The organism is Singulisphaera photorubra, from assembly GCF_045290345.1.
Lineage (GTDB): Bacteria > Planctomycetota > Planctomycetia > Isosphaerales > Isosphaeraceae > Singulisphaera.
In genome coordinates this window covers 7,370,272-7,394,439 of the sequence record NZ_CP155447.1, presented here as the reverse complement: position 1 = coordinate 7,394,439, position 24,168 = coordinate 7,370,272, and the positions used below count along the sequence as shown (strand labels likewise).

Genomic DNA, 24,168 nt, shown 5'->3' with positions numbered 1-24,168 from the left:
CTAACGACTCAGCGCGCGAATTGTCTCATGCGATTTCCATTCCAATTCTACCTTGGTCCCCAAACCGTTCAAGCGAAACCGCCTCCAAACGAAACGAAACGGTTCGACCCTCGCCGCGGAGAAGCCAAGCTGATAATATCACTCGTTGGGGATGCACCAGCATTACAGGGCGGGCGCCGAGGAGACAAGCCTCGAGGCCCAAGACTTCTCACGCGTCACGGTTCCTCATCCTTGATTTTTGTAAGCAGCGGGCAGGACAGGGCAGAGCAAGGGTCCGTCCCGAAACTTTCTAAGTATTGAGGAGTCATTGCGCACTTGGCCAATCTGCCGCTGATCATCCACGAGCGGTTGGGGAACTGGGCACGGCAACTGCGGCCAAGGCTTGCAGCCTGGCCAATCCGGCTGACCGAGTCGCGGTCGCTGGCTGACCTGGAGCGAGCGCTGGCCGGGACAGCCTGTCCGATTCTGGTGATCGACCTGGACCGGCGTCCTCGGGCGGGGCTCGACGACCTGGAGCGGGCGACTCGGAGAGCACCGTCGGCCCTGATCCTGGTCCTCGACCCCGGTGCCCACGACGGCGTGGCGGTCCTGGCCCGCGAACTGGGGGCCGCGCACGTTTTTTCCGGGGTCGTCACGCCTCCCGCAGTGGCCCGATTGCTCGAGCGATGGATCGTGCTGGCCCAGCGGCGGACCGAGGCCGATGGCTGGTCGAGCGCCCGCAAGCCGGAGCCCGAGTCCGAGCCTTGGAACTGGCTGGCCCCTTACTTGATCGCGCCACGCCCCGGCCCAACCTGGCCCCCGAACGCACACCCGCTTGATTCAACGCCCCCCGGAACACCCACGCTCCGCTGACCGAGGAACTCTTTCGATGTTCGGCAAGAAAAGCTCCAACCTGACCGAGCAGGACGTGCTCAACGCCCTCAGAGGGGTCCAAGACCCCGACCTGCACCGCGACCTCGTCGATCTCGGCATGATCAAGAACATCCAGATCGGCGAAGGCACGGTCGCCCTGACCGTGAACCTGACGACGCCCGCCTGCCCGATGAAGGCCAAGATCGAGGCGGACGTTCGCGGAGCGCTCGCCAATCGCCTCGGCAGCGACTGGGCGGTCACGATCACCATGGGGGCCGAGGTCCGGGGCAAGGGAATCGCCGAGAAAGGGGATATCCCCGGCGTCAAGAACGTGATCGCGGTCGGCTCGGGCAAGGGGGGAGTGGGCAAGTCGACGATGGCCGCGGCGATCGCCTACGGGCTCCAAGCCTATGGCTCATCGGTCGGCCTGATGGACGCCGACGTGTACGGGCCGTCGATCCCCCACCTGGTCGGCGCCACGGGGCGGCCGATGGCCAAGGGCGAGCGAATCCAGCCGATCGAGGCGAACGGCTTGCGACTGATGTCGATGGCCTTCTTGCTCGAACCCGAGCGTGCCGTGATCATGCGTGGGCCGATGCTCCACGGAATCATTCAGCAGTTCCTCCACCAGGTCGACTGGGGCGATCTCGACTACCTCGTCATCGACCTCCCGCCAGGCACCGGCGACGTCCCCTTGACCCTCTCGCAGGCGCTCCCCTTGACGGGCGCCGTGGTCGTCTGCACGCCCCAGGAAGTGGCGCTTCTCGACGCGACCCGGGCGGTCTCCATGTTCCGCCAGCTCAAGGTCCCGATGCTCGGGATGATCGAGAACATGAGCTTCTTCGACGTCCAAGCCTATCTCCTCGAACGAGGCGGCCCCAAGGCCCGAAGTTTGGTGGAAACGGGCGGCCTGTTCGACGCGCCGGGCGACGAGCGGGCCTACCTGTTCGGACGCGGCGGAGCCCGGAAGAAGGCCGAACAGCTCGGCGTCCCGTTCCTCGGCGAAGTGCCCTTGAATATCAACGTCCGTGAGCGCGGTGACGAGGGCAAAATCAAGGAAGCCCTCGCGCCCGGGTCCCTGGCTCGCCCCTACCTGCTGGGGGTCGTGGAACAGCTCGCGGCACAGATCAGCATCCAGAACATCAAGACTCCCAAGATGCCCAAGCTTGAGATTTTGAACTAAAGCACCATTCGTCGTCACAAAGCGACTGCGAATCGTTCCCAACAAAGATAATTTTTGCAGCCCCGGAGGGGCGACAGCCAGGAGTCCACCTTGGGCTCTTGATTGTCATCCTTCCGGGGCTGCAACGCATTCATCATTCGATCATTTTTTTCCAGGGGCTCACCCCCGTTGGCCTTGGTCGTCCCCCCCTTCAAGCACGGCCGAGGTCGCCCTCGGCCGCCTGGGGGTCAGGACGAAGGCTCGGACGGCTTGGAAATCGCGGTGGCCGCCGCGGCCTGAGGGGGCTTTGAGGCAGGGAAACGAAGGACGTGGGGTCGTTGCTCCACGTTGCCGGCGGCGTCTTCCGCTTTCGCTTCGATCTCGAAGGCCACGTCAATGCTGCCGTCCAATTCCACTTCCCACTCGGCGAAGTTGGGGCGGAGTGGCTTGGCCTCACGACCGTTGACCACGACGCTCTTGATCTCGTAGTCGTCGATGGCCACCCCCTTCACACGCACACGGTCCGTCGAAACTCCGGGCGCGACGTGAGTGATCACGGTCGAAGGGGGTAAGTCGTCGATGGGACGAAGGAATACGAGTGCGTCCCCCGCCCGAGCGCGGCCGGGGCGAGAGTTGAACACACCCATCGAGGTAATCCGGTCCATCTTCAAATCGTGATACTCATGACCATCCATCACGCTCCGCCAGAGACCATACTGCGAGTCGTAGAGATCCATGCCGTCCGCGCGAACGTTGGGCGATCCGCCATGGAAGGCCCAGTGGGTGTTCCAGGCTCGAAAATTACGGATCAAGAACGGATGTTGCGAGTCGGGGCCGACGCCGTCGACATCCTCGACCTTGGAGTCGCCGGCTCCGGCCGCGTAACCGGGCACGCCACCGTCGTTAAATCCTCCGAGGTTCAGGCCGAAGAACCGCTGGCAGTGCGCCTCGTTGTTCTCGAACCGGATGAACGGAAGAGTGCGAATATCGACACGCTTTTTTGTACCGTCGGGTTGAAGAACAGGCAGGACGGGGTCGAACCCTGCTCCGGCCACGACGTCGAAGCGGAAACCATCCTGGTCGCACTCAACGGCCACATTGTTCGTGAACGAATTCAGGCTGTTGGACCACCAGAAACCCGAGCCAAGGTTCTTGTCGAAGGGGAGAACCTGATCGGGTAGCGGCTTGCCTCGAAGCGCCATCACGGCCAGGTTATGGTCAAAAACATTCCGCGTCTCGGTGCCATCCTCGAGGAAGAAGCCGTGGCCAACCGACTTGTAGCCGACACAGTCACGGACGACCAGGTCGCTCGTCCCATGGACCGTGATCCAGCGGTTCTTGCTGTCCCAGATCGAGGCCCCGATCACCGAGGTCCCTCGCATCGAATCGCCGAGCAAATGAAAGTGCAAGCTGTACTTGCCGAGGACCCCTTCCTTGCCCAGGTGGCGGAACTCGGCGTAAGAGATGGAGCCGGCCGAGTTTTTGTGGAACATCGTATGCCCGCGAACCCCATCCGGATTGGCCGACTCGACGATCACGTTGCGCGTCAGGTTGGCAACCTCGGCGCGGTAGTTCCCTTCAGCCCGGTGGTCGAAATCCAGAGGCTTGTCGAGCGTCACAAGCGCCAACCCTTCTTCGACGTAGGGCCTCACTCCTTTGATCAGGCGTTCCTCGGTTGAAGGACGCTCGGCCACGCTGAGGGTCCGCGTCTGCTTGTACCCGAACTGTCGGGTCGTACCGGTCAGAATCAGATGATCGCCGGGCTTCCAGTCGCTGATCTCGTCGCGTTTGAGCAGGACAATCGGCTCATTTCGATAGGCTTCGCGGGCTAGTTTCGTCCAGGTGTGCTTGACCTTCGATCCGTGGAACTCCATCTGACCGCCGCAACAGACGATCGCCGGGCAGGTCTCCTGATCCATCCCTTCGATGTAGACCAGGCGAATCAAGGCCGACTTACCCGCCGGCATGGGGTCGCCCGGAAGTCCGACCAAAAGGGCCGGCTTGGGCTGGCCAGCCGCATGCTTGGGCATGTGAGCATCGCAGTCGAAGCCGTTTTCGCTGGAGTCGTCGCCAGGCTGAATCTTGATGAGGCCGACATCCAAGCGGGTATTCCGATCCCGAGCGAACTCAAGGGTGCCGGCGACATGGATCGACCGAATCACTTTGTCCGATTCCAGGTCGTAGCGAACGTGGTGCCCTTCACGGACCTGGACTCGAGTCCCCGGGCCAGGAACCTGCCCCCCTTCCCAGGTCTTGGCGTCAGACCAGTTACCATTCTGGGCCGATCGTACCAAGGTATCGGCGGCGAGCACGGCATCTGAATAAGCAAGGGCCAGCAAAAGAGCAAATTTCCAAGACATAACTCAATCATTCCTCAGCATTGATTCACGGAATCGCGGATATCGAATCGAAGGAGCGACGGCCCACCCAAGAGAATCATGAGGATCGCTCGGGATCAAAGCTGATCGGCGCTCACAACCTCACCCCCGGCCTTGGAGACGAAGGACTTGATGACCGGTCTTGCGGTCGATTCCTTGAGGAACCGGACCGAACCATCGCAGGCCAAGGCGTTGATGCCACCGGAGTGGAAGGAATAAACCGCGTTCCAACCATTGTGACAATTGATCACGCAAGGACCGTCACCGTCATCCTGACCACCCCGAAATGTCACAATTCGCATGTTCATAAAGCCAGCCCAAGCCCCGTGCCCCCACCAGCGGTCGGCGGCCTGTGGAGAGCTCGGGGTGGGGAAGCCGTGGATGTACTTGCCACGTAAATAGTAATCGGGCTTGCCCGCGCACTCATAGGCAAGCATCGTATTCGACAGGCCATCGGTGATGGATTGGAACGGCGTGTGAACCGTCTGGTCGAGTGCACCGATCCATTCCAGCCGAGCCGACGAGGGCAACCAGGGTTCGGCATACGACCGCGCCGTGAAATAGTCGCCCGGGGCGGCGGAGAGACTCATGTCGGGAACTCCGTTGGTCCCGGTGAATTTGACGACTCCGGCCACGGGGGTGGGTGGGCGAGGAGTGGCCGGACAGACGTAGACCGACATCACGGTACGCACAGCCGTCTGATTGTCGGGGAGATGGTACCCGAGGTTGAAGTTATAGGCGGCGTAAACCTGCGGCTGCTCGATGTAGCCGAGGATTTGCGCACACCAGCCACCGAACTGCTCCAGGTTGGGCCGAGAAACGCCGATCGCCGTGGGAGGGAAGCCCCCCATCGCGTCGGCGTAGTTATGCATGGCGATGCCGATCTGCTTCAGGTTGTTCGTGCAGGAAATTCGGCGAGCCGCGGCACGAGCCGCCTGAACAGCAGGCAGCAATAAAGCGATGAGCACGGCGATGATGGCGATGACCACCAGCAACTCAATCAGGGTGAAGGCAGCGCGACGGGGGCGGCCACTTTCGATTCTTGAACACATCATCGTGCGGGGAAAACTCCAAGCGATTTCTGACTGGACGGCTCTCACCAGGTCATTGCGTTACAAGATTCCAGAGAGTCGTCCGCGCCAGGCCTACCACATCTCATGACTACCGTCATGATTCTTAGACTCAATGTCAACACTCATGACGTTCTGGCTTCTGAACCGCATCGGTCTGTGCCCGGAACGCCTCGAAACGTTCCCAGTCGCCGGCTTCCTGAAAGATCGCCATCGCCCGCTGGAGGCAGGAACTGCACTGCATGGCGGTCGGGTCGACGTCGCGAAGCAGGTCGCAGGCCTCCTCGCGCTGGCCGGAGTGGTCGAGCAGTACGGCCAGGCTGACCCGATAGAGCGAGACCTGAGGGGCCAGTTCATGGGCTCGGGCGATGGCCGCGATGACTGACGGAAGCGGCCTCCGGAGCCGCCTGAGATAGAAGGCCACGCCAAAGTGAGCGTGATGATGTTCCGGGTCGCGCCGAATGATCTTCCGGCAAGCCGCCAGCGCCGCCTCATTCTCCCCGAGACTTCCCAGGCCGGCAGCAACGGCGGAGAGCAGCGCGGTCGGGCATCGCTCATCCCGGCCCAGCTGCCGGTAGAGGTCGCAGGCCAGCCCCTTGCGACCTGCCCTGGCATGACATTCCGCCAGCGCACACCGTGAGGACGGTTCGAGCGGCACCAGCAGGCTCGCCGTCTCCAACGCCTCGCACGCGCCGGGGAAATCCCCCTGCCGATGACGGAGCAGTCCGAGAAACTGCCAAAAGCGACCATCCTCAGGGTCTCCCTGAACCGCTCGCTCCGCGATCTCGCTCGCTTCATCGATCCGCCCGAGCCCGACGAGCTCGAAGCAACGATCCGCCATATCTCGATGCAAATTCATAGACATGATCCTCGATGCTCGAGAGGCTGACGATCTCCCGCCAGCCGATCAATCGTTCCGTCCCTGGACGCGCGAGGCGAAACCGGAATCGGCGAAACCCACGCCGAATCAGTCAGGGAACCTGGATGAAACTGAGATTCAGTCTCAACTCAGGTTTCAGAGTGCCTTCTCGCTGCCGGTTTGTCAAGAGGCTGGTGACAAGAAACGGTCGGCAACCTGGCTTTTTCAAGCGCAACGAAGGGGAGGGTCGGCGACCTGGCTGCCACCCACTCCGACGCGAAGCCACGGGGAGCCAAGCAAGAAGGGTTCAAGACGTGCGGAAGTGTGCGCAAGAGATTGGCCGGGAATCCGTTTCCAAAGGATGCCGAACGAGTCAGCGCGAGACTTGAGTGGCCGGGACAAAGCGCAGCGGACTCCAAAGCCACCGGCGTTGGCGGCCGGGGCCCGCGACGCGTTTGTTCCGCCCGCTCATTTCCTTGAATCGGGAGGTGATTCTCCGCTCGTTCCTCAAAAAAATGGCGGGCGAGGAGGTCGGCTCCCTTGGCTTCTGACCCGCTCTCACGCGAGGTCACGAAGTCAAGGGAGTTGACGCTCCCCGCTTGGCCTTGAGAAGGCGAGCGAAAACGCGAGGTCAGGTCAGGTCGACGTGCTCTCGGCAGGCGCGGCCGGTTGCTGTTGCGAGAGGCAATGCAACGTGCCCAGGCCGAGGACGAGGTCGACGGCGTGGATGCCGACCACTTCGCGATCGGGAAAGAGGTCGGCCAGGGTGTTCAGAGCTTCGCGGTCGGCGGGGTCGTTGAAGGTCGGCACCAGCACGAGGCCGTTGGCAATGTAGAAGTTCGCGTAGCTGGCCGGAAGCTGCTCGTTGTCGAAAAGGACCGGCGCGGGCATCGGCAAGGGGACGACGCGGAGGGCTTGGCCGTCCTGGTCGCGCGCTTCCTGAAGCCGTCGCAAGTTCTCTTGCAAGGGTTCGTAGTTGGGGTCGGAGGTCTTCTTCTCGACGACCACAACGACCGTCGTGGGGTCGACGAACCGAGCCAGGTCGTCGACGTGGCCGTGGGTATCGTCCCCCACAATCCCCTGGTTGAGCCAGATGACGTGGCGGACGCCCAGGTAGTCGGCGAAAATGCGTTCGAGCGTCTGGCGATCGACCCCTGGGTTGCGGGCCTGCACCTCGCTCAAAAGACATTCTTCCGTCGTCAGCAGGCTGCCGCGGCCGTTGACATCGATCGCGCCCCCTTCCAGGACAACGCGGCGGCTGACCCCGTCGCACTCGACCCGAGGCGTCCAGCGTTTCAGGCCGAGTTGGTGCGCCACCCGGCGCGGGATTCGATTGTCATGACGGTGGTCATCATATTTCGCCCAGGCGTTGAACCGCCAGTCGACCAGCCCGACCCGATCGCCCTCTCCTTTGTCGTTGACAACGAAGGTCGGACCCGAGTCGCGAAGCCAGACGCGGTCGGTACGGGCCTTGACGAACGTGACCTGGTTGAGGTCGACACTGTGCGCCTCGAGCTTTTCGGTGACCTGATCGCGCATCCGCCGTCCCTTGACGAGGATGTTCACCCGCTCGACCCGGCTCAGATGGCGCACGATTTCGACATAGACCCAGGGGACCGGCGCGAACTTGCCCGGCCAGTCCTCGCGATGGTGCGGCCAGGCAATCCAGGTCGCCTCATGCGGCTCCCACTCGGCGGGCATCCGGTAACCAAGCTGCGCGGGGGTGGGAGTAGGGGGGGATGTTTCCGGTGTGCTCATGGGAGTTCGTCGAGAAAGCGTTGGGTAAGAGAACCGTAAGCGTCGATCCGGCGGTCGCGGAGGAACGGCCAGTTGCGTCTCGTTTCCTCCATGAGGCCAGGGTCGCAGGGGACAATCAGGACTTCCTCGGTGTCGCGTCCCGCACGAGCGAGAATCCGGCCGAACGGATCGGCCAGGAACGATCCCCCCCAGAACTCGATGCCGCCATCGGCGGGTCCTTCGTGGCCGATACGGTTGATCGCCGCCACGAACAGGCCGTTACTGATCGCGTGCGCCCGCTGGACGGTCTCCCAGGCGCTGGCCTGGGCTTCACCGAACTCGGCCTTCTCGGCCGGGTGCCAGCCGATCGCCGTCGGGTAGAAGAGGATCTCGGCCCCCTTGAGGGCGGTCAGGCGCGCGGCCTCAGGATACCACTGGTCCCAGCAGACCAGGGTTCCGACCCGGGCGGCCTTGGTCTCGAAGGTTTGGAAGCCGAGGTCGCCGGGTGTGAAGTAGTACTTCTCGTAGTAGAGCGGGTCGTCGGGGATGTGCATCTTGCGGTAGCGGCCTCGGATCGACCCGTCGGCGTCGAACACAACCGCCGTGTTGTGATAGATCCCGGCCGTCCGCCGCTCGAAGAGAGAGCCGACGATGACCATCCCCGTCTCACGGGCCACCTGCGCAAGGGCCTCGGACGTCGGCCCGGGAATCGGCTCGGCCAGGTCGAACCGCGAGGAGTCTTCGACCTGACAGAAGTACTGCGTGCGGAATAGCTCGGGCAGGCAAGCGACCTGGGCGCCACGTTCCGCGGCCTCGCGCAGCCGCTCACAGGCCCGACGCACGTTATCGTCGGGATCGGTCGAGCACCGCATTTGCACCAAAGCCACAGTAAACGGCTGCGAGGGTCGGCTCATCGCGAGGTCGGTTCCGCCTTGGGGATCTTGGAAACGAGAGGTTCCGGTGGAAAACATCTCTCATCCTAGCGAACGGGTCAAGCAACCGCGAGTGGGCGAGCCTGTTGATTTGGTGAAGGTCAGCGGTTAGTTTTGGGGCCGTTCCGTCAAAACCCGTCGATCCCCGCAAACTTGATAGGAAGAACGACATGGGAGCCGATGCCCGCCTGGCTGAGCTGAAGTTGGAGCTGCCCCCCGCACCGAAGCCCGTGGCCACCTACGTGACGGCCACCCGGTACGGCGACCTGCTCTACGTTTCCGGCCACGGTCCGCTCCGATCCGACAGCACGATGATCGTCGGCAAGGTCGGGGACAATATGGACGTGACCGGCGGCCACGCAGCCGCCCGACAGACCGGCCTGGCGATCCTGGCGACCGTCCGCAGCCATCTCGGCTCGCTCGACAAGGTCGTCCGGCTCATCAAAGTGCTGGGCATGGTCAACTGCACGGCGGACTTCGCCGAACAGCCCAAGGTGATCAACGGTTTCTCCGACCTGATGGTCGAGGTCTTCGGCGAATCGGGCAAGGGAGCCCGAAGCGCGGTGGGCATGGGGGCACTCCCCGGCGGAATCGCCGTCGAGATCGAAGCGATCTTCCAGGTCAAAGATTGATCGCTTAAGCGATTCTTTCCTGAAGGGTGGGCAACGGCCCACCATCTTCTGCCCTACACCCAGAAACGGTGGGCCGTTTCCCCCCTCCAAGAGAGGATGAATCGCTTTGCTGCGCGGTAGCCGGCTGGAGGGACGGGGCTGCCTGATCGTCGGCGGGACGAGTGGGATCGGCCTGGCATCGGCCCGTCGGTTCTTGCAAGAGGGTGCGCGCGTGGTCGTCTCGGGCCACTCGGACGAATCCACCCGCGAAGCGTTGGGGGCACTAGCCACACTCGGCCCGATCCACGGAGTGACGGCCGACGTGACCGCCCCTGGTGCCGTTGAGGCCCTGTTCCTGGAAGCGACGGACGCGCTTGGCGGGCGGCTGGACGTCCTTTTCCACGTCGCCGGAGTGAGCGGGCGGAGGTTCGGCGACGGGCCGCTCCACGAGTGCACCGCCGAAGGCTGGGACACCGTGATGGACACCAACGCCAAGGGCCTCTTTCTGACCAATCAGGCCGCCGTCCGCCTCATGCTCGCGCAAGCGATTGATGACGCCGGGCTGAGAGGGACGGTGCTCAACATGGGGTCGGTGCTCGGCTGGTCCCCTTCGCCCGAGCTGTTCGGAACGTACGCCTACGCCGCGAGCAAGGGGGCCATCCGCGCCATGACCATGGCGGCCGCCGCCCGCTATGCACGCGACCGGGTCCGGTTCAACCTCATCGCCCCCGGCCTGATCGACACCCCGATGGCGACACGAGCCGTCGGCGACCCGGCGATCCGCGACTACCTCGCCACCAAGCAGCCGATCGCCGGGGGGCCAGGAACGCCCGACGACTGTGCGGAGGCGGCTCTCTACCTCTGCGAACCCGCCTCGCGATTCGTCACCGGCACCGTGCTGACGGTCGACGGCGGCTGGTGCGTCTCCGAGGGACAACATCGGAGCGAAACCAACCCATGAACCCCGACACGCCTGACGTCTTCGACCAATACCTCGGCGCGGTCCGCGCGGCGATCGACGCGATCGAGGCCACCCAGCTTCCCGCGATCCGCCAGGCGGCGGGTCGGTTCGCCGAGACGATCCAGGCGGGCCGCCTGGTCCACGTCTTCGGCACCGGTCACTCGCGGATGGCCGTCGAGGAGATGTTCCCCCGGTACGGCTCGTTCCCCGGGTTCCACCCGATCGTGGAACTGTCGATGACCTACCACAACCAGGTGGTCGGGGCCAACGGGCAGAGACAGGCCATGTTTCTGGAGAACGTGCAAGGCTTCGGCGCGGTTCTTTGGCGGAACTTCGCCACGGCGCCGGCCGACTCCTTACTGGCAATCTCGACCAGCGGCTGCAACGCCGTGACGATCGACGTGGCGCTCCAGGCCAAGGCGCTCGGCATGTTCGTCGTCGCCCTGACATCGCTTCCGCACGCCGCGGTCTCGACTTCAAAGCACGAGTCGGGCCGCAAGCTGTCCGACGTGGCCGACCTTGTGCTCGACCAGCAGGCCCCCGCGGGAGACTCGGCCGTCTGGATCGACGGGCTCGAGACGCCGGTCGCGCCGGTGTCGAGCATCTCGGGCTGCACGATCATCAACCTGATCAAGGCCGAGGTCGCGCGCCGGCTCACCGAGGCCGGCGCAGCTCCCAAGGTTCTCACGGCCGCCTGCCACGTGGGTCCCGATCGGGCTCGGGACCTCTTCGAGGCCACCTACGACGACTATCGTCGGCGGATTGGAGTGCTCTACTCCTAAGCTCCAGCCACGATCAGTCGCCGGCTGAGGTCCGCCATGCGGCAGGCAGGCAGCCGCGGACGACGCAAAGTCCTCCCTCAGACGTCCCCAGCCGCGACCGGCCTGGCCAGGGCTCCGAAGGCCGGCCGGTTGGCGGGGATCGCCCCCCCTTGAGCCGGGTTCCAGACCCAGACCGCATTACGGCCGGCATCCTTGCAATGGAAGAGCGCCTGGTCCGCCTGGTCCAGCACGTCGAGCGCATCAGCCTCGGCATCGCCAGAGACCAAGGCGACACCGACGCTACAGGTGACCTGGATCGGCTGGCTACGGAACCGGACTCTCAAGTCGGCAATCTCACCACGGAACCGTTCGGCCAGTTGAACCGCCCCGTCGAGGTCGCAGTTGGGGGCGACGACCACAAATTCCTCGCCGCCGTAGCGAGCCACGAAGTCGCTCTCCCGGACCGAACGACGTAACGTCCGCGCAGCCTGCCGAAGCACTTCGTCGCCGGCGGCGTGACCGAACTGGTCGTTGATCCTCTTGAAGTGATCGAGGTCCGCAATGAAGACCGACATGGGGTTCTCACCCCGTCGGCAGGTCTCCCACTCATGAGGAAACCGATCACGTAACGCAAACCGATTGCCCAACTCCGTCAAACCATCCAGGTGAGCCCGCTGCTCCAAGAGGTCTAGTAGCGCCTTGGTTCGTAAGGCCGAGCCCACCCGTGCGACGAGCTCCACCGGGTCGAACGGCTTCGAGATGAAGTCAACCGCCCCCATGTCGATCCCCTTGGCCTTCTCGCTCGTCAAGGCCGAGTCGGCGATGAAGATGACCGGGATCGAAAGGGTCTTCGGGTCATTCTTGAGCCGACGAATGACTTCGTAGCCTGACCAGGTCGGCAACCGCAACTCGAGGAGAATTAAGTTGGGTTGAAACTTGGGGCAGGCGGCCAGCCCGGTGATTATGTCGACCGCTTCATAGACTTCCATTTTTTCCGCTTGAAGCCAGTTCCGCAGCAGATAGCGGTCTGCCTGAACATTCTCAATCAAGAGGACTTTTCGGGTTGGTTCGACGATCGATCCGTTAGGCAACATAATGCTTATTGGCTCCCCTAAAATTAAGGTCGCCTAAACCGTTTCAGCATTCTAATCCTTGATGCTGAAACAAAGCGACCGTGAAAGTGTAGGTCACAATAAACGACAAACGTGAAGAAACGAAGCGTGTCGGGCCATCCGGTCAACTTGAGCATTTTCCAGAAAAATAAGGCGTTTTCGCACGAACGAGCCTCTCTTAAAAGAGCCGAAAGGATTCGTTAAATCAACCTCGCTCGTGGCTGAAATTGCCTCGATGATCAGACTACGTCGAATCCATCTGTTGCGTTCGTGTGCGAGTCGCCGGAATGAGCGGAGGCGGCCCCTAGCCAACGAGTTGAGTCGAAGCTATGCTCGATTTGAGGGCAATGTAGTTTGCTTCGAATGCCTCCCTTATTTTTACTTTTGAGTTCAAGGAGACGCCGAGCCGTGCCCGGACGCGTGTTCATCACCCAACCGATTCCCGAGCCCGGTCCTACTTTGGTGCGTCAGGCGGTCGACGAACTCCGAAGCAATCCCGAAGATCGGGTGCTCTCGAACGCGGAACTGAGCGCGGCGGTTGCCGGCTGTGACGCGGTTCTCTGTCTGCTCACGGACCCGATCGACGCGTCGGTGCTCGAGGCCGCGAAGGGGTGCCGGATCTTCGCCAACATGGCGGTCGGATTCAACAATGTCGACGTGGCGGCGGCCAGCCGCCTGGGGATCATGGTGACCAACACGCCAGGGGTCCTGACCGAGGCGACAGCCGACCTGACCTGGGCGTTGATCCTGGGGGTGGCGCGTCGGCTGGTCGAGGGGGACCACGAGATGCGTGCGGGGCGGTTCCCGGGGTGGGGGCCGATGTACATGCTCGGCGGCGATGTCACCGGCAAGACGCTCGGCCTGATTGGGCCGGGGCGGATCGCTCAGGCCGTTGCCCGTCGCGCACTCGGGTTCGCAATGCCGCTGCTTTATCACGGCCGAAGGCCCAGCCCCGAACTCGACGCCCTGGGCGCTCACCACGTCCCGCTCGGCGAGTTGTTGGCCGAGAGTGACTTCGTGAGCCTCCACGTGCCGCTGTCGGGGGAGACCCGCCACCTGATCGACGCGAAGGCGATCGGGCAGATGAAACCGACGGCCTACCTGATCAACACGGCACGTGGCCCAGTGGTGGACGAGGCGGCCCTGGTCTCCGCGCTCAAGGCGGGCCGGATTGCAGGGGCGGGCCTTGACGTCTACGAAGATGAGCCAAGAATGGCCGTGGGGTTAGCCGACTGTCAGAATGCGCTCCTGCTCCCGCATCTGGGCAGTGCCACCCACGCCACTCGGGCCGCGATGTCGCGGATCGCTGGCGAGAATCTGGTCGCGGCGCTGGAGGGCCGACGCCCTCCCAACCTCGTCAATCCTGAGGTTTGGTCCTGAGCGAAAGACAATGGGACAGTGAGGGCGGAACGCGCTTGAGAATTTCGTCATCGCGAACCGATTGTGTATCGAGGCAAATCATTTTGGGTTCGATCCAGGGCGAGGTTGCATGGGCCTGTTCAAGTTCCAACTGACATCGCCCACGCTGGCGGCCCGGGTTCCCGAACTGCGCAAGGCGTATCTTACCGGGCTAGACCGGACGCCAAGCCGGCTGAACATCGAGTTCCGCCAGGACCTGATGATCTGTCATCGCGATAATAATGAGAGCGGCCGGCTCTTCGTCCCCTGGCCGGTCGAGGGACAAGGCACGCCGATCGTGGGCACGGCCACCCTGGCCGAGCGATCCCAGCCGTATAACCTCGCCGTCGAACTGGCACGCGGCAAGCTGAACGACGTGCGCAACCAACTGGCCGACTGGCGACAGATGGGGCTACGGACCCCCTCCGAGCTCGAGGGAATCCTGGCCGAAGCCCACCACGCGTTCATCAAGGCGGCAACCTCCGGCGACGATCAAGAGGCGTCGTTCAACGCCGCACAGGCGAGTCTCGCCGCCATCTGGAAGGTGGGCGATCTCCTGACCGATGTCTACACCGCCCAGGTGCTTCAGACCCGGCTGGCGACCAGTCCCAAGCTTCCCAGCCTGCTCGGCTGCGCCCTGGAGGGTGACCCCAAGAACGCCCCCTGGGCGGCCGATTACAATAGCCTCTTCAACGCGGCGCGGATCACCTGCCCGTGGAAATCGCTTGCTCCCACCGAAGGGCAGCTCCGCTTCGAAGAATTCGACGCCCAGCTCGCCTGGGCCCGAAAGCAGCGGGTCGCGATCCAGGCGGGCCCTCTGCTCGACTTCCGGCCCTCGGCATTGCCCGACTGGATCTGGCTCTGGGAAGGGGACTTCGACACGATCCTCGGCCTGGTCGTGGACATGGTCCGCCAGACGGTCACGCGCTACCGCGGCAAGGTGCCGGTCTGGAACCTGGTCCATCGCCCCGCCTGCAACGACGTGCTCGGCCTTTCCGAGGAGGAGCAGATCCGAATCACGGCCCGCGCCGTGCAGATCGCCCGCCAGGCCGATCCGGCCGCTCAGGTTCTGATCAGCCTTGAGCGTCCCTGGGCCGAATGGATGGGTTCGAGCCCGTTCCAGCTTGGCCCGCTCCACCTGGCCGACTATCTCGTCCGCGCCGACCTGGGCCTGGCTGGCCTGGGCCTCGAAATTACCCCCGGCTATTCGGCCCCCGGCAGCGCGATCCGCGATCTCTTCGACTTCTCGAAGCTACTTGACCTCTACGCGCTCTTGAATCTCCCCCTGCACATCGACATGGTTTTCCCCTCATCGGCCGCCCCCGATCCCAAGGCCGACCCGGCGGTCCGCGTCGAGACCAGCCAATGGCCGACCTCGCCCGACGAGAATACCCAGGCGGCCTGGGCCTCGCGCTGGATGGCCCTGGCGATCGCCAAGCCGTTCGTCCGATCCGTCACCTGGCTCCAGCCCACCGACGCCGCCCCCCACCTCTTCCCCCACGGCGGCCTCTACGGCCCCGACCAGACCCCCAAACGGATCGTCGGCTGGCTCAAGTCATTCCGCCGCGAACTCCTGGTCTAAGAGTCTGTCCCAGAAGGTGAATCCCACGGGAGCTTTTGAATGATCTGCTGGGTGCCATGCGGTTCCGTACTCGGAACCCATGCGGGAATGCCTTGGCCTGGCGCGCACGGGTTCCGAGTACGGAACCCGTGGCACCCAAACGGCCTTCAATATTCGGTTTCCCTGAACTTACGAGACAGACTCTAACTTTCACTTGTCTGAAAGGCGAGCAGGGAGCGCAAGCTCCCTGTCTTCGAGCCCAATCGAGCGTTGAGCATCCGCGACTTCGATTTTCGCTCGCCTTTCAGGTGAGCGAAAACACGAAGGCGAAACTTGTTCGGTCATCCCGATTGTCATAACCTTTGAGGGACCGACAGCGGACGGACTGTCCGCAATCCGGCGTCGGTTCTTCGCACGGCATATGGAATCTCGATGACCGTCAGACCCACCATCGACCCTCGCGACGTCGGAAAAATCGTCCATGTGAGACAGCGACGATATCTGGTCGACGACGTCTCTCCTTGCGAAGGGACCTCCTCAACAATCGTGAGACTTTCGTGCATTGATCCCGATAATCTCGGCCGTACGCTCGAAGTGATCTGGGAAAAGGAGCAGGATGCCGAGGTCCTCGATTCCGAGAATTGGGGGACCCTCGCAGGCGAGAGTTTCGATCCGCCGGACCAGTTCTCGGCCTACTACCACTCTCTCCGATGGAACCGCGTCACCGCATCACGTACGGATTTGCTCCAAGCCCCGTTCCGGGCCGGGATCAGCATCGAGCACTACCAGCTCGAACCGCTGCGCATGGCTCTCACGATGCCACGGGTCAACCTCTTTGTGGCCGACGGCGTCGGTCTCGGCAAGACCATCGAGGCGGGGCTGGTCGCACGAGAGCTCCTGCTTCGTCGCAAGGTCTCCGACATCGTCGTCTGTTGCCCTCCCTCCATGCTCCTTCAGTGGCAGGAGGAGATGGAGTCACGGTTCGGCCTGCTCTTTCAGATCATCGACCGAGCGTACGTCCACCGCATCCGCAAGGAGCGTGGTTTCAGCGTCAACCCCTGGGCCACGCACAACCGGTTCATCATCTCGCACAACCTGGTCAAGGACGAGGATTACGCCGCCGACCTGCGGACCTGGCTCGGTCGTGACCTTGTCCGTCCGCGCTCCCTCCTCATTCTCGACGAAGCCCACCACGCCGCGCCGGCCTCGACAGGTGCCTATGCGATCACGTCGCAATTCACCCGCCGGATCATGGAAATTGCACCGAAATTTGAACATAAACTGTTTCTCTCCGCCACACCGCATAACGGGCATTCCAACAGTTTCTCGGCGCTCATGGCGATCCTCGACCCGCAGCGGTTCTGCCGGGGGGTCCCGGTCGGGGCCAAGGAACGGGATCAGGTCTTGATCTATCGCCTGAAGGAAGACCTGCGCGACCTCGAGATCAGTTTCCCCCAACGGGTCGTCGAGCCGGTTCTCATCAAGGCCCCCGTCAAAGGCACACCGGAGTTGGAGCTCGCCAACAAGCTGGACATCTATTGCACGCTCCGTGAAGGCCGGCTCCAGGGCGAACCCGCGAAAATTCGTAGCGCATCGGCGTTCCTGAAGTCGGGCCTGCAGCAGCGGCTCCTTTCCTCCGTCGAAGCCTTCTGGCGCACCTTGCTCAAGCACAAGCGGACGATCCAGGAACAACTCGAGCAGCACGGCGAGCGCCGTCGGATCGCCGAAACCGAGCTAGACGAGCTCGCGCTGGCCGCCATCGGCGGGGGGCTCGACGCCGACGATGACACTCAGGACGACCTGAACCCGACCGAGTCCACAGCGACTGAACCCGTCGAGGATGCTGCGACCGTCGAAGCCGAGCTCCAGACCGAGAAGGCCACGCTCGCCACGCTCGGCAACCCGGATCACCCCACCTTCTCGCAAGAGATGAAGCTGCTCGACGAGATGCTCGAAATGGCCGAGTGGGCGCGCCACCGGCCGGACGAGAAGCTCAAGGCGCTCATCGACTATATTCATCAGAATATGCTCAATCCAAAAAACAACAATGCTTCGACGGGAGCGAGCTGGACCGGCCACCGCATTCTGATCTTCACCGAATACGACGACACGCTCACATACGTCCGCCGTCAACTGGAAGCCCACCTCGAATCCACCCATATGAATACAGCCGGCGATCGACTGGCCGTCTACAAAGGCGCGACCTCGCTCGAGGAACGGCAAGAGATTAAAGAGGCGTTCAACACCGACCCCACGGTCAACCCGGTGCGTATCCTGCTGGCGACCGACGCGGCTCGTGAAGGACTCAACCTTCAGAAGCACTGCTTCAACCTGTTCCACTACGACATTCCCTGGAACCCGGCCCGGCTCGAACAGCGCAACGGCCGGATCGACCGCAAGCTCCAGCCCTCGCCGACGGTTTACTGCCGCTACTTCCTCTACGAAAACCGCGAGGAGGACACGATTCTCCGGCGCATCGTCGAAAAGACCGAGAACATCTACCGCGAGCTGGGCGGCTTCGGAACGGTCCTCGACAAGAACCTGGTCCAGACGCTCCGACGTCGCGGGATCGAACGGGCTCAGCTTGGCGACACGGTCAAGATGTTCGACTTCCACGACGACGATGAAGATCAGCGCGCGGCCCTGGCGCTCGCCGAGGTTTCGGGGGGCGCGGAAGACGACGAGCACGAACTCGGCCCTGCGCCGGCGCCGCGAGAATCGGCCCGCGAACGAATCGATCGCCGCCGCCGGGAGCGGCTCGAGAAGAGTCTCGAACGACTCCGCAAGATCATGGAGGAGAGCCGACGCTGGCTCGACTTCCGAGAAACGCAATTCCGGGCGGCCCTCGATTGTGCGCTCCGGCTCATGGAAATCGAGGGCGGGCTCACGCCCGAGCCGACCGAGCGGCCCAAGGCGCGGAGTTATCTCTTCCCCACCAGTTCTCTCGAGAAGAATCCGACCTGGCGCGAGACGATCAACAGCCTGCGTTCACCACGGCGCCGCGGCGAAGACTTTGGCTCCTGGCAGGCGCGGTGCCCGATTCGACCGATCGTCTTCGAAGACCCAGGGGTCACACAGCTCGGAGCGCCGACGTCCGACTCGGACCGTGGTCCGCGGATCGAACCGGTCCACATGCATCTGGAGCACCGGATCAGCCAGCGACTCCTGGGGCGGTTTCAGTCCCAGGGGTTCATGTATCAAGATCTCTCACGTGCCTGTCTTGCCCAGACGAAGGGCTCACTCCCCTTGGTTTACCTGCTCGGCCGACTCTGCCTCTACGGTCAACAGGCGACGCGCCTGCACGAAGACGTGATCGCCGTCTGCGCCGAGTGGTTCCCGCCAGGGACCCGAAACAAGGGCCTCCGGCCCGTCGACCCGAATCAGCTCAGTGAAGAAGAGTTCATGCGAAGGCTCGACGACGCATTATTGTCGGGCGACACGAGCCGCGTCACCGACCTCAAACGCCAGGAGCTCCTGACCACCGCCGGCCAGGACGTCCGCGAACTCCAGGTCCACCTGGAGAAGAAGGCGAACACCCTCGAGAAGTCAATCCGCAGGGAACTCCTCCGGGCCGGCGAGCACGAGGCGGAGAGCCTCCTCAAGTTGTTGAACGACCAGCGAAAACGGATCGACCTGGAACTCGAAAAACGCGAACGAGAAGACGCCTCGGCCCTTGGCAAGGCTCAAGAACGCGAGGCCAAGGCGGGCCCGTCGCTATTCGACGGCGCGGACGGGCCCAAGCTGCTGATCTACGACGAACGAGCCCGTCGCGAACGCGCCGCCGAGAAACGGGCCATGGAAAAACGAAGGAAGGACATCGAGCGCGAGGTTCTCGAAGAGCCCGACCGGATTCGCGGTCGATACGCCGTGCAGACCGTGCGTCTGGAACCCGTCGGGATCGTCTATCTCTGGCCCGACATGGGCTGAGTGAAACGAGATCCCAGTATCCTTGGGCCGTCTGTCTACCCTGGAGGCCGAAAATGGCGGAAGAAACTCGTTCCCACGCTCTGCGTGGGAATGCCGTCTTGGCCGCTCCGCGGCCCCACTCGCCGGGGAAGACACCACAGAGCGTGGGAACGCGATCCCGATATCCTTGGGCGGTCTGTCTGCCCCGGAGGTCGATATTCGCGGGAGAAACGCGTTGCCTTTCAGGCCGCGCCGCGGCCCCGCCCGCCGGGGAAGACGACGCGGAGCGTCGAGGACGGCATTCCCACGCGGAGCGTGGGAACGAGATCCCCGTATCCTTGCGACAGTCTCGCAAAAGTGAGACGCTCTGAAGACTCCGAAACTCGTAGCACCAACACACGAATCCAGCCCAACAATCGAAATTCGCGGAAAGACTCGGATCCATGGCGAGACGACGAGCGACCCCAACCACCGCCACGGCGACGACTCCGCGCGGAGCAAAAACCAACGCCAACACCAATTCCAAGGACCGGACGCTCTACACCCACAACCTCTGGCTCAACTACCTCAAGCCGGTCTCGCTCGGTCTCGTCTTCTCCCCCAGCGCCCTCCGCGCGGCCCAGATCGAGCTCCCCCTCCAGGCCGCCGACGCGCAACGCGCCCTCGAAGCCCTGACCATTCCCCGGCCCGCCACCGACGACGAATCGACGGACAACGAAAACCCACCGCGCACGCTCCGATCCACAAGCGAATTCCTGACCGGCTTCCTCGACTGGAAGCCAAACCTCCTCGATGTCTTTCGGCCCAGCCCCACCGCCCGGATGTTCGCCGGCCAGGGCCACCAACAAGAACTCACCCCAGAATCCGACGCAGGCGACACTCCCCTCGAACCGCCCGTGCCCGACGAGCTTCGTCACGACCTGCCCCAGTACGACGACACGCTCGAACCGAGCTTCGCCTACCGCTGGCCTCAGCAGGCTCCCGACGATGCCGGCTCAACACCGTGGTGCCTGCTCGGCTTGGACGTCCCGCCCGACGTCGACCTCGATCGCAAGCCCCCCGAGGCCGACGACACGACCTGGGTCGAATCGCCCCAGAAAAAATTCGAGCGGCTCTTGTACGAAACCGGGATCCCGCTCGGCCTGATCGTTCAGGGCACGACCTTGCGCCTGGTCTACCGGCCCGAGGAACAGCAGTCGGGCTACATCACGTTCCCGCTCGACCCGCTCCTGAAACCGGCCGGCCGCCTCGCCTGCTCGGCGCTCAAGGCGATCCTCAGCCATCAAAGAATCCATCAGCTTCCGAGCCGTCAGCGGCTCCACCACATCCTGGCCGAGAGTCGCAAGTTTCAAAATGAGGTCTCGACCCAGCTCGCCGAACAGGTGCTGGCCGCCCTGTTCGAGCTCTTGAAAGGGTTCGAGGCCGCCGACGAGGAGTCGCGTGGCCTGCTCCTGCGCGGCCTCCGCGACCGGTCCGACCGGACCCACGAGATCTACGAAGGGCTGCTCACCGTCCTGATGCGCCTGGTCTTCCTGCTCTACGCCGAAGAGCGCGAAATGTTCCCGGCCGACGCCCTCTTCATGGAGAACTACTCGATTGCCGGCCTGTTTGCGCGACTGGTCGAGGACGAGGCCCGCCATCCCGACACGATGGACCAACGCTACGGCGCCTGGGCCCACCTCGTGGCGCTCTTCCGCCTGGTCTACGGCGGAGTCGCCTACGAAGACCTCAGCAAGCCCACGCCCGATTCCCGACGCGTGACTATCCCCGCGCGGCACGGCGACCTGTTCCGACCCGACCGCTTCCCCTTCCTGGAAGGCCCGTCGATCGACGTTCAGGCCGAGTCCGAAACTGAGACTGAGACCGCCATCGAAACCCGCCACCTACCGCGCGTCCCCGACGGCACCATCCTCCGCGTGCTCCGCAACCTGCTCTATCTCAAGGAAGAACGCCTCAGCTATCGCTCGCTCGAAGTCGAGCAGATCGGCTCGGTCTACGAGGCGATCATGGGCTACCGGGTCGAGACGGCCAGGGGCCGTTCGGTCGCGATCCGTCCCGAGAAGCGGAACGGTGCGCCCGTGACGGTCGACCTCGAGGAATTGCTGGCCGCGCCGGCCACCAAGCGGGCCGAACGGTTCAAGAAGCTCACCGACCGCAAGCTGCCCACCGCCGCCGCGACGGCGCTGCGCAACGCCCGCTCCGAGGACGATCTGGCCGCCGCGCTCGATCGCCTGATCGATCGCCGCCTGACCCCCGCGCCGGTGCCGGCGGGCTCATTGGTGTTCCAGCCGAGCCCCGAGCGGCGGCGCTCCGGCTCGCACTACACGCCCCGGACGCTCACGGGCCCGATCGTGACCAAGGCCCTCGAGCCGATCCTCCGCCGGCTCGGCCCGAACCCGACCCCCGAGGCGATCCTCGCCCTCAAGGTCTGCGACCCCGCGATGGGCTCCGGTGCGTTCCTGGTCGAGGCGATGCGTCAACTCGCCAGGCTGCTCGTCGAGGCCTGGAGCCACCACGGCAATCCGCCTCGAATTCCGGCCGACGAGACCCCGATCCTGTTCGCCAGCCGCCTGATCGCCCAGCGCTGTCTCTACGGCGTGGACAAGAACCGGATGGCCATGGACCTGGCCAAGCTCTCGCTCTGGCTGGCCACCCTGGCCAAGGACCACGCCTTCTCGTTCCTCGACCACAACTTCCGCCACGGCGATTCCCTCGTCGGCCTCTCCCTCGCTCAGATCGAGGCTTGCCACTGGGCGCCCGACGCCCAGCAGGGGTTCGTCTCCGCCAGCCTCCGCCATCGCGTGGCCGAAGTGCTCAAACGGCGAGAGCAGATCCTCACGGCCAGCGACTTCACCAGCTACCAGAAGCTCAGCGACCTCCGCGTCGAGGCCGACAAACCGCTCGACTTCCTCCGTTTCCTCGGCGACGCGGTCATCGGCGTCTTCTTCGAGGGAGGCACCGCCTCGGCCAAGGAACGTCGTCGCGACGATCTTAGTCTCACGATCCGGGACTACCTGAACGACGCGATCGACATGCCCACCCGGCTGGTCCTGCGACGCGAGATCGAACAGGCTTCATCGGTCTTGCAGAGGATGGAGACGCCGCTGGACCCGTTTCACTGGGAGGTCGAGTTCCCGGAGGTGTTTCTAGGGCCAAGGGCCGATGGCTCGCTGGAGCGGCAAGCGGATGGGGGCTTTGATGCGATCGTCGGCAACCCGCCGTTCATGGGTGGCCGTAAGATTCGAGGCGGCTACGGTGTAGAATACCTGAATTGGCTGACTACCGGCTATCTACAATCCAAGGGAAATGCCGACATCGTGGCCTTCTTCTACCGACGGGCCTATGACCTCTTGCGCGAAGAAGGTGTATTTGGTCTGATTGCTACAAACACTATCGGACAAGGGGATACGCGATCGACTGGTTTGCGATGGATCTGCAATCAAGGCGGCACGATCTACGCAGCTCGAAAACGGGTCAATTGGCCCGGCGAGGCAGCTGTCGTCGTGAGTGTGGTTCACATCCACAAGGGAGGTACAACTGGGCCTATCGAACTCGATGGTCATAATGTGCCCTGCATCACAGCCTTCCTCTTTCACAGTGGCGGGCACGAGGATCCGACCCGCCTCCACGCCAATCTTAGAAAGAGCTTCGTCGGCAGCTACATCCTTGGGATGGGATTCACATTCGACGATACCGACAAGACGGGCATAGCTAGCCCGATCACACTAGCGAAGGCTGACGAATTGGCGAAGTCGGGCGAAAGGACCGTCTCTATGGAGGAATTGATAGCGACCGATCCTCGCAATCAGGAACGAATTTTCCCCTATATCGGCGGCAAAGAGGTCAATGACAGCCCGACACACGCAAATCATCGCTATGTCATCAATTTCAACGAAATGACTGAACTGGACGCTCGCCGGTGGCCAAGTCTCATGAAACTTCTAGAATTGAAGGTTAGACCTGAACGGCTAAAGAAGGCGAAGGATGTGGCCGCTTGGCCGTGGTGGCAACATTGGCGATCACGCTCCGAGCTGTATAGCGCCATAAGAGAGCAGGACCACGTCCTAGTCGCGCCAATCGTCACAAACAAGCTCTCTTTCACTTTCATTTCATCAAATCATGTATTCACCCACAAACTTATGATTTTTAAACATGCGTCAGCTAAGAACTTCTCAATTCTCCAATCTTCTTGCCATGATTTGTGGGCCAGATTCACTACATCAACAATGAAGGACGATCTGAACTACTCCAATACCGACTGCTTCGAAACCTTTCCCTTTCCCGACGGCTGGGAAACCAACGCATCTCTTGAGGCCATCGGCCAAGAATACTACGACTATCGCGCCCAATTGATGGCTGTTTCCACCAAAGGTCTCACAAAAACCTATAACCGCTTCCACGACCCCAAGGAACGCTCACCCGAGATCGTCCGCCTGCGCGACCTGCACACGGCGATGGACCGCGCGGTGCTGGCGGCCTATGGCTGGCCCGACATCGACACGACCTGCGGATTCGACCTCGACTACTGCGAGTCCGAAGCGGCCGATGACGCCATGCCCGACACGCTCGAACGCCTCGAGACGGGCCGCTATTTCTTCGAGTCGGCCGCGGAAGCCCTCGCGTTTGCATCCGAGCTGGAAGCGGGAGCTAAGCTTCCCTGGCGTTATCGCTGGCGTCCCGAGGTCCGCGACGAGGTTCTCGCCCGGCTCCTCCTGCTGAACAAGGCCCGGGCCGAGTCCGAACGCCTCGCCGGCCTCACCCCCCTGGCCGACCTGGCGGGCGACGACGAGGAGAGCGTCCTTGATGACGAGGACGTCGACGATAATGGGGAATCCGACGACGACGGTTGACGTCTTCCCTCATCGATC

At 63.1% G+C, this 24,168-nt stretch carries 15 protein-coding genes; 9 read left to right on the top strand and 6 right to left on the bottom strand.

Features of this window, described 5'->3' with window-relative positions; all coding sequences use genetic code 11:
• Positions 1-315 precede the first annotated feature (315 nt).
• Both V5E97_RS27835 and V5E97_RS27830 read left to right on the top strand, forming a co-directional pair.
• Positions 316-852: a hypothetical protein gene (locus V5E97_RS27835; protein WP_406694824.1), complete on the top strand. Its 537-nt coding sequence runs from the start codon at positions 316-318 to the stop codon at positions 850-852.
• A gap of 16 nt (positions 853-868) precedes the next feature.
• Positions 869-2,035 (top strand): Mrp/NBP35 family ATP-binding protein, encoded by a 1,167-nt coding sequence (locus V5E97_RS27830; protein WP_406694823.1) that lies wholly within the window; start codon positions 869-871, stop codon positions 2,033-2,035.
• A 227-nt stretch (positions 2,036-2,262) separates the two neighbouring features.
• On the opposite strand, the gene V5E97_RS27825 is transcribed toward V5E97_RS27830, so the two are convergent.
• The 5 genes from V5E97_RS27825 to V5E97_RS27805 form a co-directional block, all read right to left on the bottom strand.
• Positions 2,263-4,374, bottom strand: a complete 2,112-nt coding sequence (locus V5E97_RS27825; protein WP_406694822.1) for a G8 domain-containing protein — start codon at positions 4,372-4,374, stop codon at positions 2,263-2,265.
• 95 nt (positions 4,375-4,469) lie between these two features.
• On the bottom strand, positions 4,470-5,447 hold the full coding sequence (locus V5E97_RS27820) for a DUF1559 family PulG-like putative transporter (protein WP_406694821.1): 978 nt from the start codon (positions 5,445-5,447) through the stop codon (positions 4,470-4,472).
• A gap of 133 nt (positions 5,448-5,580) precedes the next feature.
• Entirely contained in the window at positions 5,581-6,321 is a 741-nt protein-coding gene (locus V5E97_RS27815) for a tetratricopeptide repeat protein (protein WP_406694820.1), read from the bottom strand.
• Between the two features lie 636 nt (positions 6,322-6,957).
• Positions 6,958-8,079, bottom strand: coding sequence for an agmatine deiminase family protein (locus V5E97_RS27810; RefSeq protein WP_406694819.1), 1,122 nt, complete (start codon positions 8,077-8,079; stop codon positions 6,958-6,960).
• Positions 8,076-8,972 (bottom strand): carbon-nitrogen hydrolase, encoded by an 897-nt coding sequence (locus tag V5E97_RS27805; protein WP_406694818.1) that lies wholly within the window; start codon positions 8,970-8,972, stop codon positions 8,076-8,078. Before V5E97_RS27805 ends, V5E97_RS27810 begins: the two co-directional genes overlap by 4 nt.
• Positions 8,973-9,160: 188 nt before the next feature.
• On the opposite strand from V5E97_RS27805, the gene V5E97_RS27800 reads away from it, so the two are divergent.
• The 3 genes from V5E97_RS27800 (at position 9,161) to V5E97_RS27790 (ending at position 11,344) form a co-directional block, all read left to right on the top strand.
• On the top strand, positions 9,161-9,622 hold the full coding sequence (locus tag V5E97_RS27800; RefSeq protein ID WP_406694817.1) for a RidA family protein: 462 nt from the start codon (positions 9,161-9,163) through the stop codon (positions 9,620-9,622).
• A gap of 106 nt (positions 9,623-9,728) precedes the next feature.
• Positions 9,729-10,562, top strand: coding sequence for an SDR family NAD(P)-dependent oxidoreductase (locus V5E97_RS27795; RefSeq protein WP_406694816.1), 834 nt, complete (start codon positions 9,729-9,731; stop codon positions 10,560-10,562).
• A complete protein-coding gene (locus V5E97_RS27790) occupies positions 10,559-11,344 on the top strand; it encodes a sugar isomerase domain-containing protein (RefSeq protein WP_406694815.1) in 786 nt (261 codons plus the stop codon). Before V5E97_RS27795 ends, V5E97_RS27790 begins: the two co-directional genes overlap by 4 nt.
• Before the next feature lie 77 nt (positions 11,345-11,421).
• Here the strand turns inward: V5E97_RS27790 and V5E97_RS27785 are convergent, their stop codons facing one another.
• Positions 11,422-12,417 (bottom strand): GGDEF domain-containing response regulator, encoded by a 996-nt coding sequence (locus V5E97_RS27785; protein ID WP_406694814.1) that lies wholly within the window; start codon positions 12,415-12,417, stop codon positions 11,422-11,424.
• 426 nt (positions 12,418-12,843) lie between these two features.
• Between V5E97_RS27785 and V5E97_RS27780 the strand changes: the two genes are divergently transcribed.
• The 4 genes from V5E97_RS27780 to V5E97_RS27765 all read left to right on the top strand — a co-directional run bounded on the left by V5E97_RS27780 (position 12,844) and on the right by V5E97_RS27765 (position 24,150).
• A complete protein-coding gene (locus V5E97_RS27780; protein ID WP_406694813.1) occupies positions 12,844-13,815 on the top strand; it encodes a 2-hydroxyacid dehydrogenase in 972 nt (323 codons plus the stop codon).
• A gap of 109 nt (positions 13,816-13,924) precedes the next feature.
• On the top strand, positions 13,925-15,415 hold the full coding sequence (locus V5E97_RS27775) for a hypothetical protein (protein WP_406694812.1): 1,491 nt from the start codon (positions 13,925-13,927) through the stop codon (positions 15,413-15,415).
• Positions 15,416-15,826: 411 nt separating this feature from the next.
• Complete coding sequence (drmD, locus tag V5E97_RS27770) at positions 15,827-19,321, top strand: DISARM system SNF2-like helicase DrmD (protein ID WP_406694811.1); 3,495 nt, start codon at positions 15,827-15,829, stop codon at positions 19,319-19,321.
• A 422-nt stretch (positions 19,322-19,743) separates the two neighbouring features.
• A complete protein-coding gene (locus V5E97_RS27765) occupies positions 19,744-24,150 on the top strand; it encodes an Eco57I restriction-modification methylase domain-containing protein (RefSeq protein ID WP_406694810.1) in 4,407 nt (1,468 codons plus the stop codon).
• The last annotated feature ends 18 nt before the right edge of the window (positions 24,151-24,168 follow it).

Coding starts and splice junctions, on each gene's coding strand:
- V5E97_RS27830 (WP_406694823.1), top strand. CDS start 869: ATGTTCGGCAAGAAAAGCTCCAACCTGACCGAGCAGGACGTGCTCAAC.
- V5E97_RS27825 (WP_406694822.1), bottom strand. CDS start 4,374: ATGTCTTGGAAATTTGCTCTTTTGCTGGCCCTTGCTTATTCAGATGCC.
- V5E97_RS27820 (WP_406694821.1), bottom strand. CDS start 5,447: ATGATGTGTTCAAGAATCGAAAGTGGCCGCCCCCGTCGCGCTGCCTTC.
- V5E97_RS27815 (WP_406694820.1), bottom strand. CDS start 6,321: ATGAATTTGCATCGAGATATGGCGGATCGTTGCTTCGAGCTCGTCGGG.
- V5E97_RS27810 (WP_406694819.1), bottom strand. CDS start 8,079: ATGAGCACACCGGAAACATCCCCCCCTACTCCCACCCCCGCGCAGCTT.
- V5E97_RS27805 (WP_406694818.1), bottom strand. CDS start 8,972: ATGAGCCGACCCTCGCAGCCGTTTACTGTGGCTTTGGTGCAAATGCGG.
- V5E97_RS27800 (WP_406694817.1), top strand. CDS start 9,161: ATGGGAGCCGATGCCCGCCTGGCTGAGCTGAAGTTGGAGCTGCCCCCC.
- V5E97_RS27790 (WP_406694815.1), top strand. CDS start 10,559: ATGAACCCCGACACGCCTGACGTCTTCGACCAATACCTCGGCGCGGTC.
- V5E97_RS27785 (WP_406694814.1), bottom strand. CDS start 12,417: ATGTTGCCTAACGGATCGATCGTCGAACCAACCCGAAAAGTCCTCTTG.
- V5E97_RS27775 (WP_406694812.1), top strand. CDS start 13,925: ATGGGCCTGTTCAAGTTCCAACTGACATCGCCCACGCTGGCGGCCCGG.
- drmD (WP_406694811.1), top strand. CDS start 15,827: ATGACCGTCAGACCCACCATCGACCCTCGCGACGTCGGAAAAATCGTC.
- V5E97_RS27765 (WP_406694810.1), top strand. CDS start 19,744: ATGGCGAGACGACGAGCGACCCCAACCACCGCCACGGCGACGACTCCG.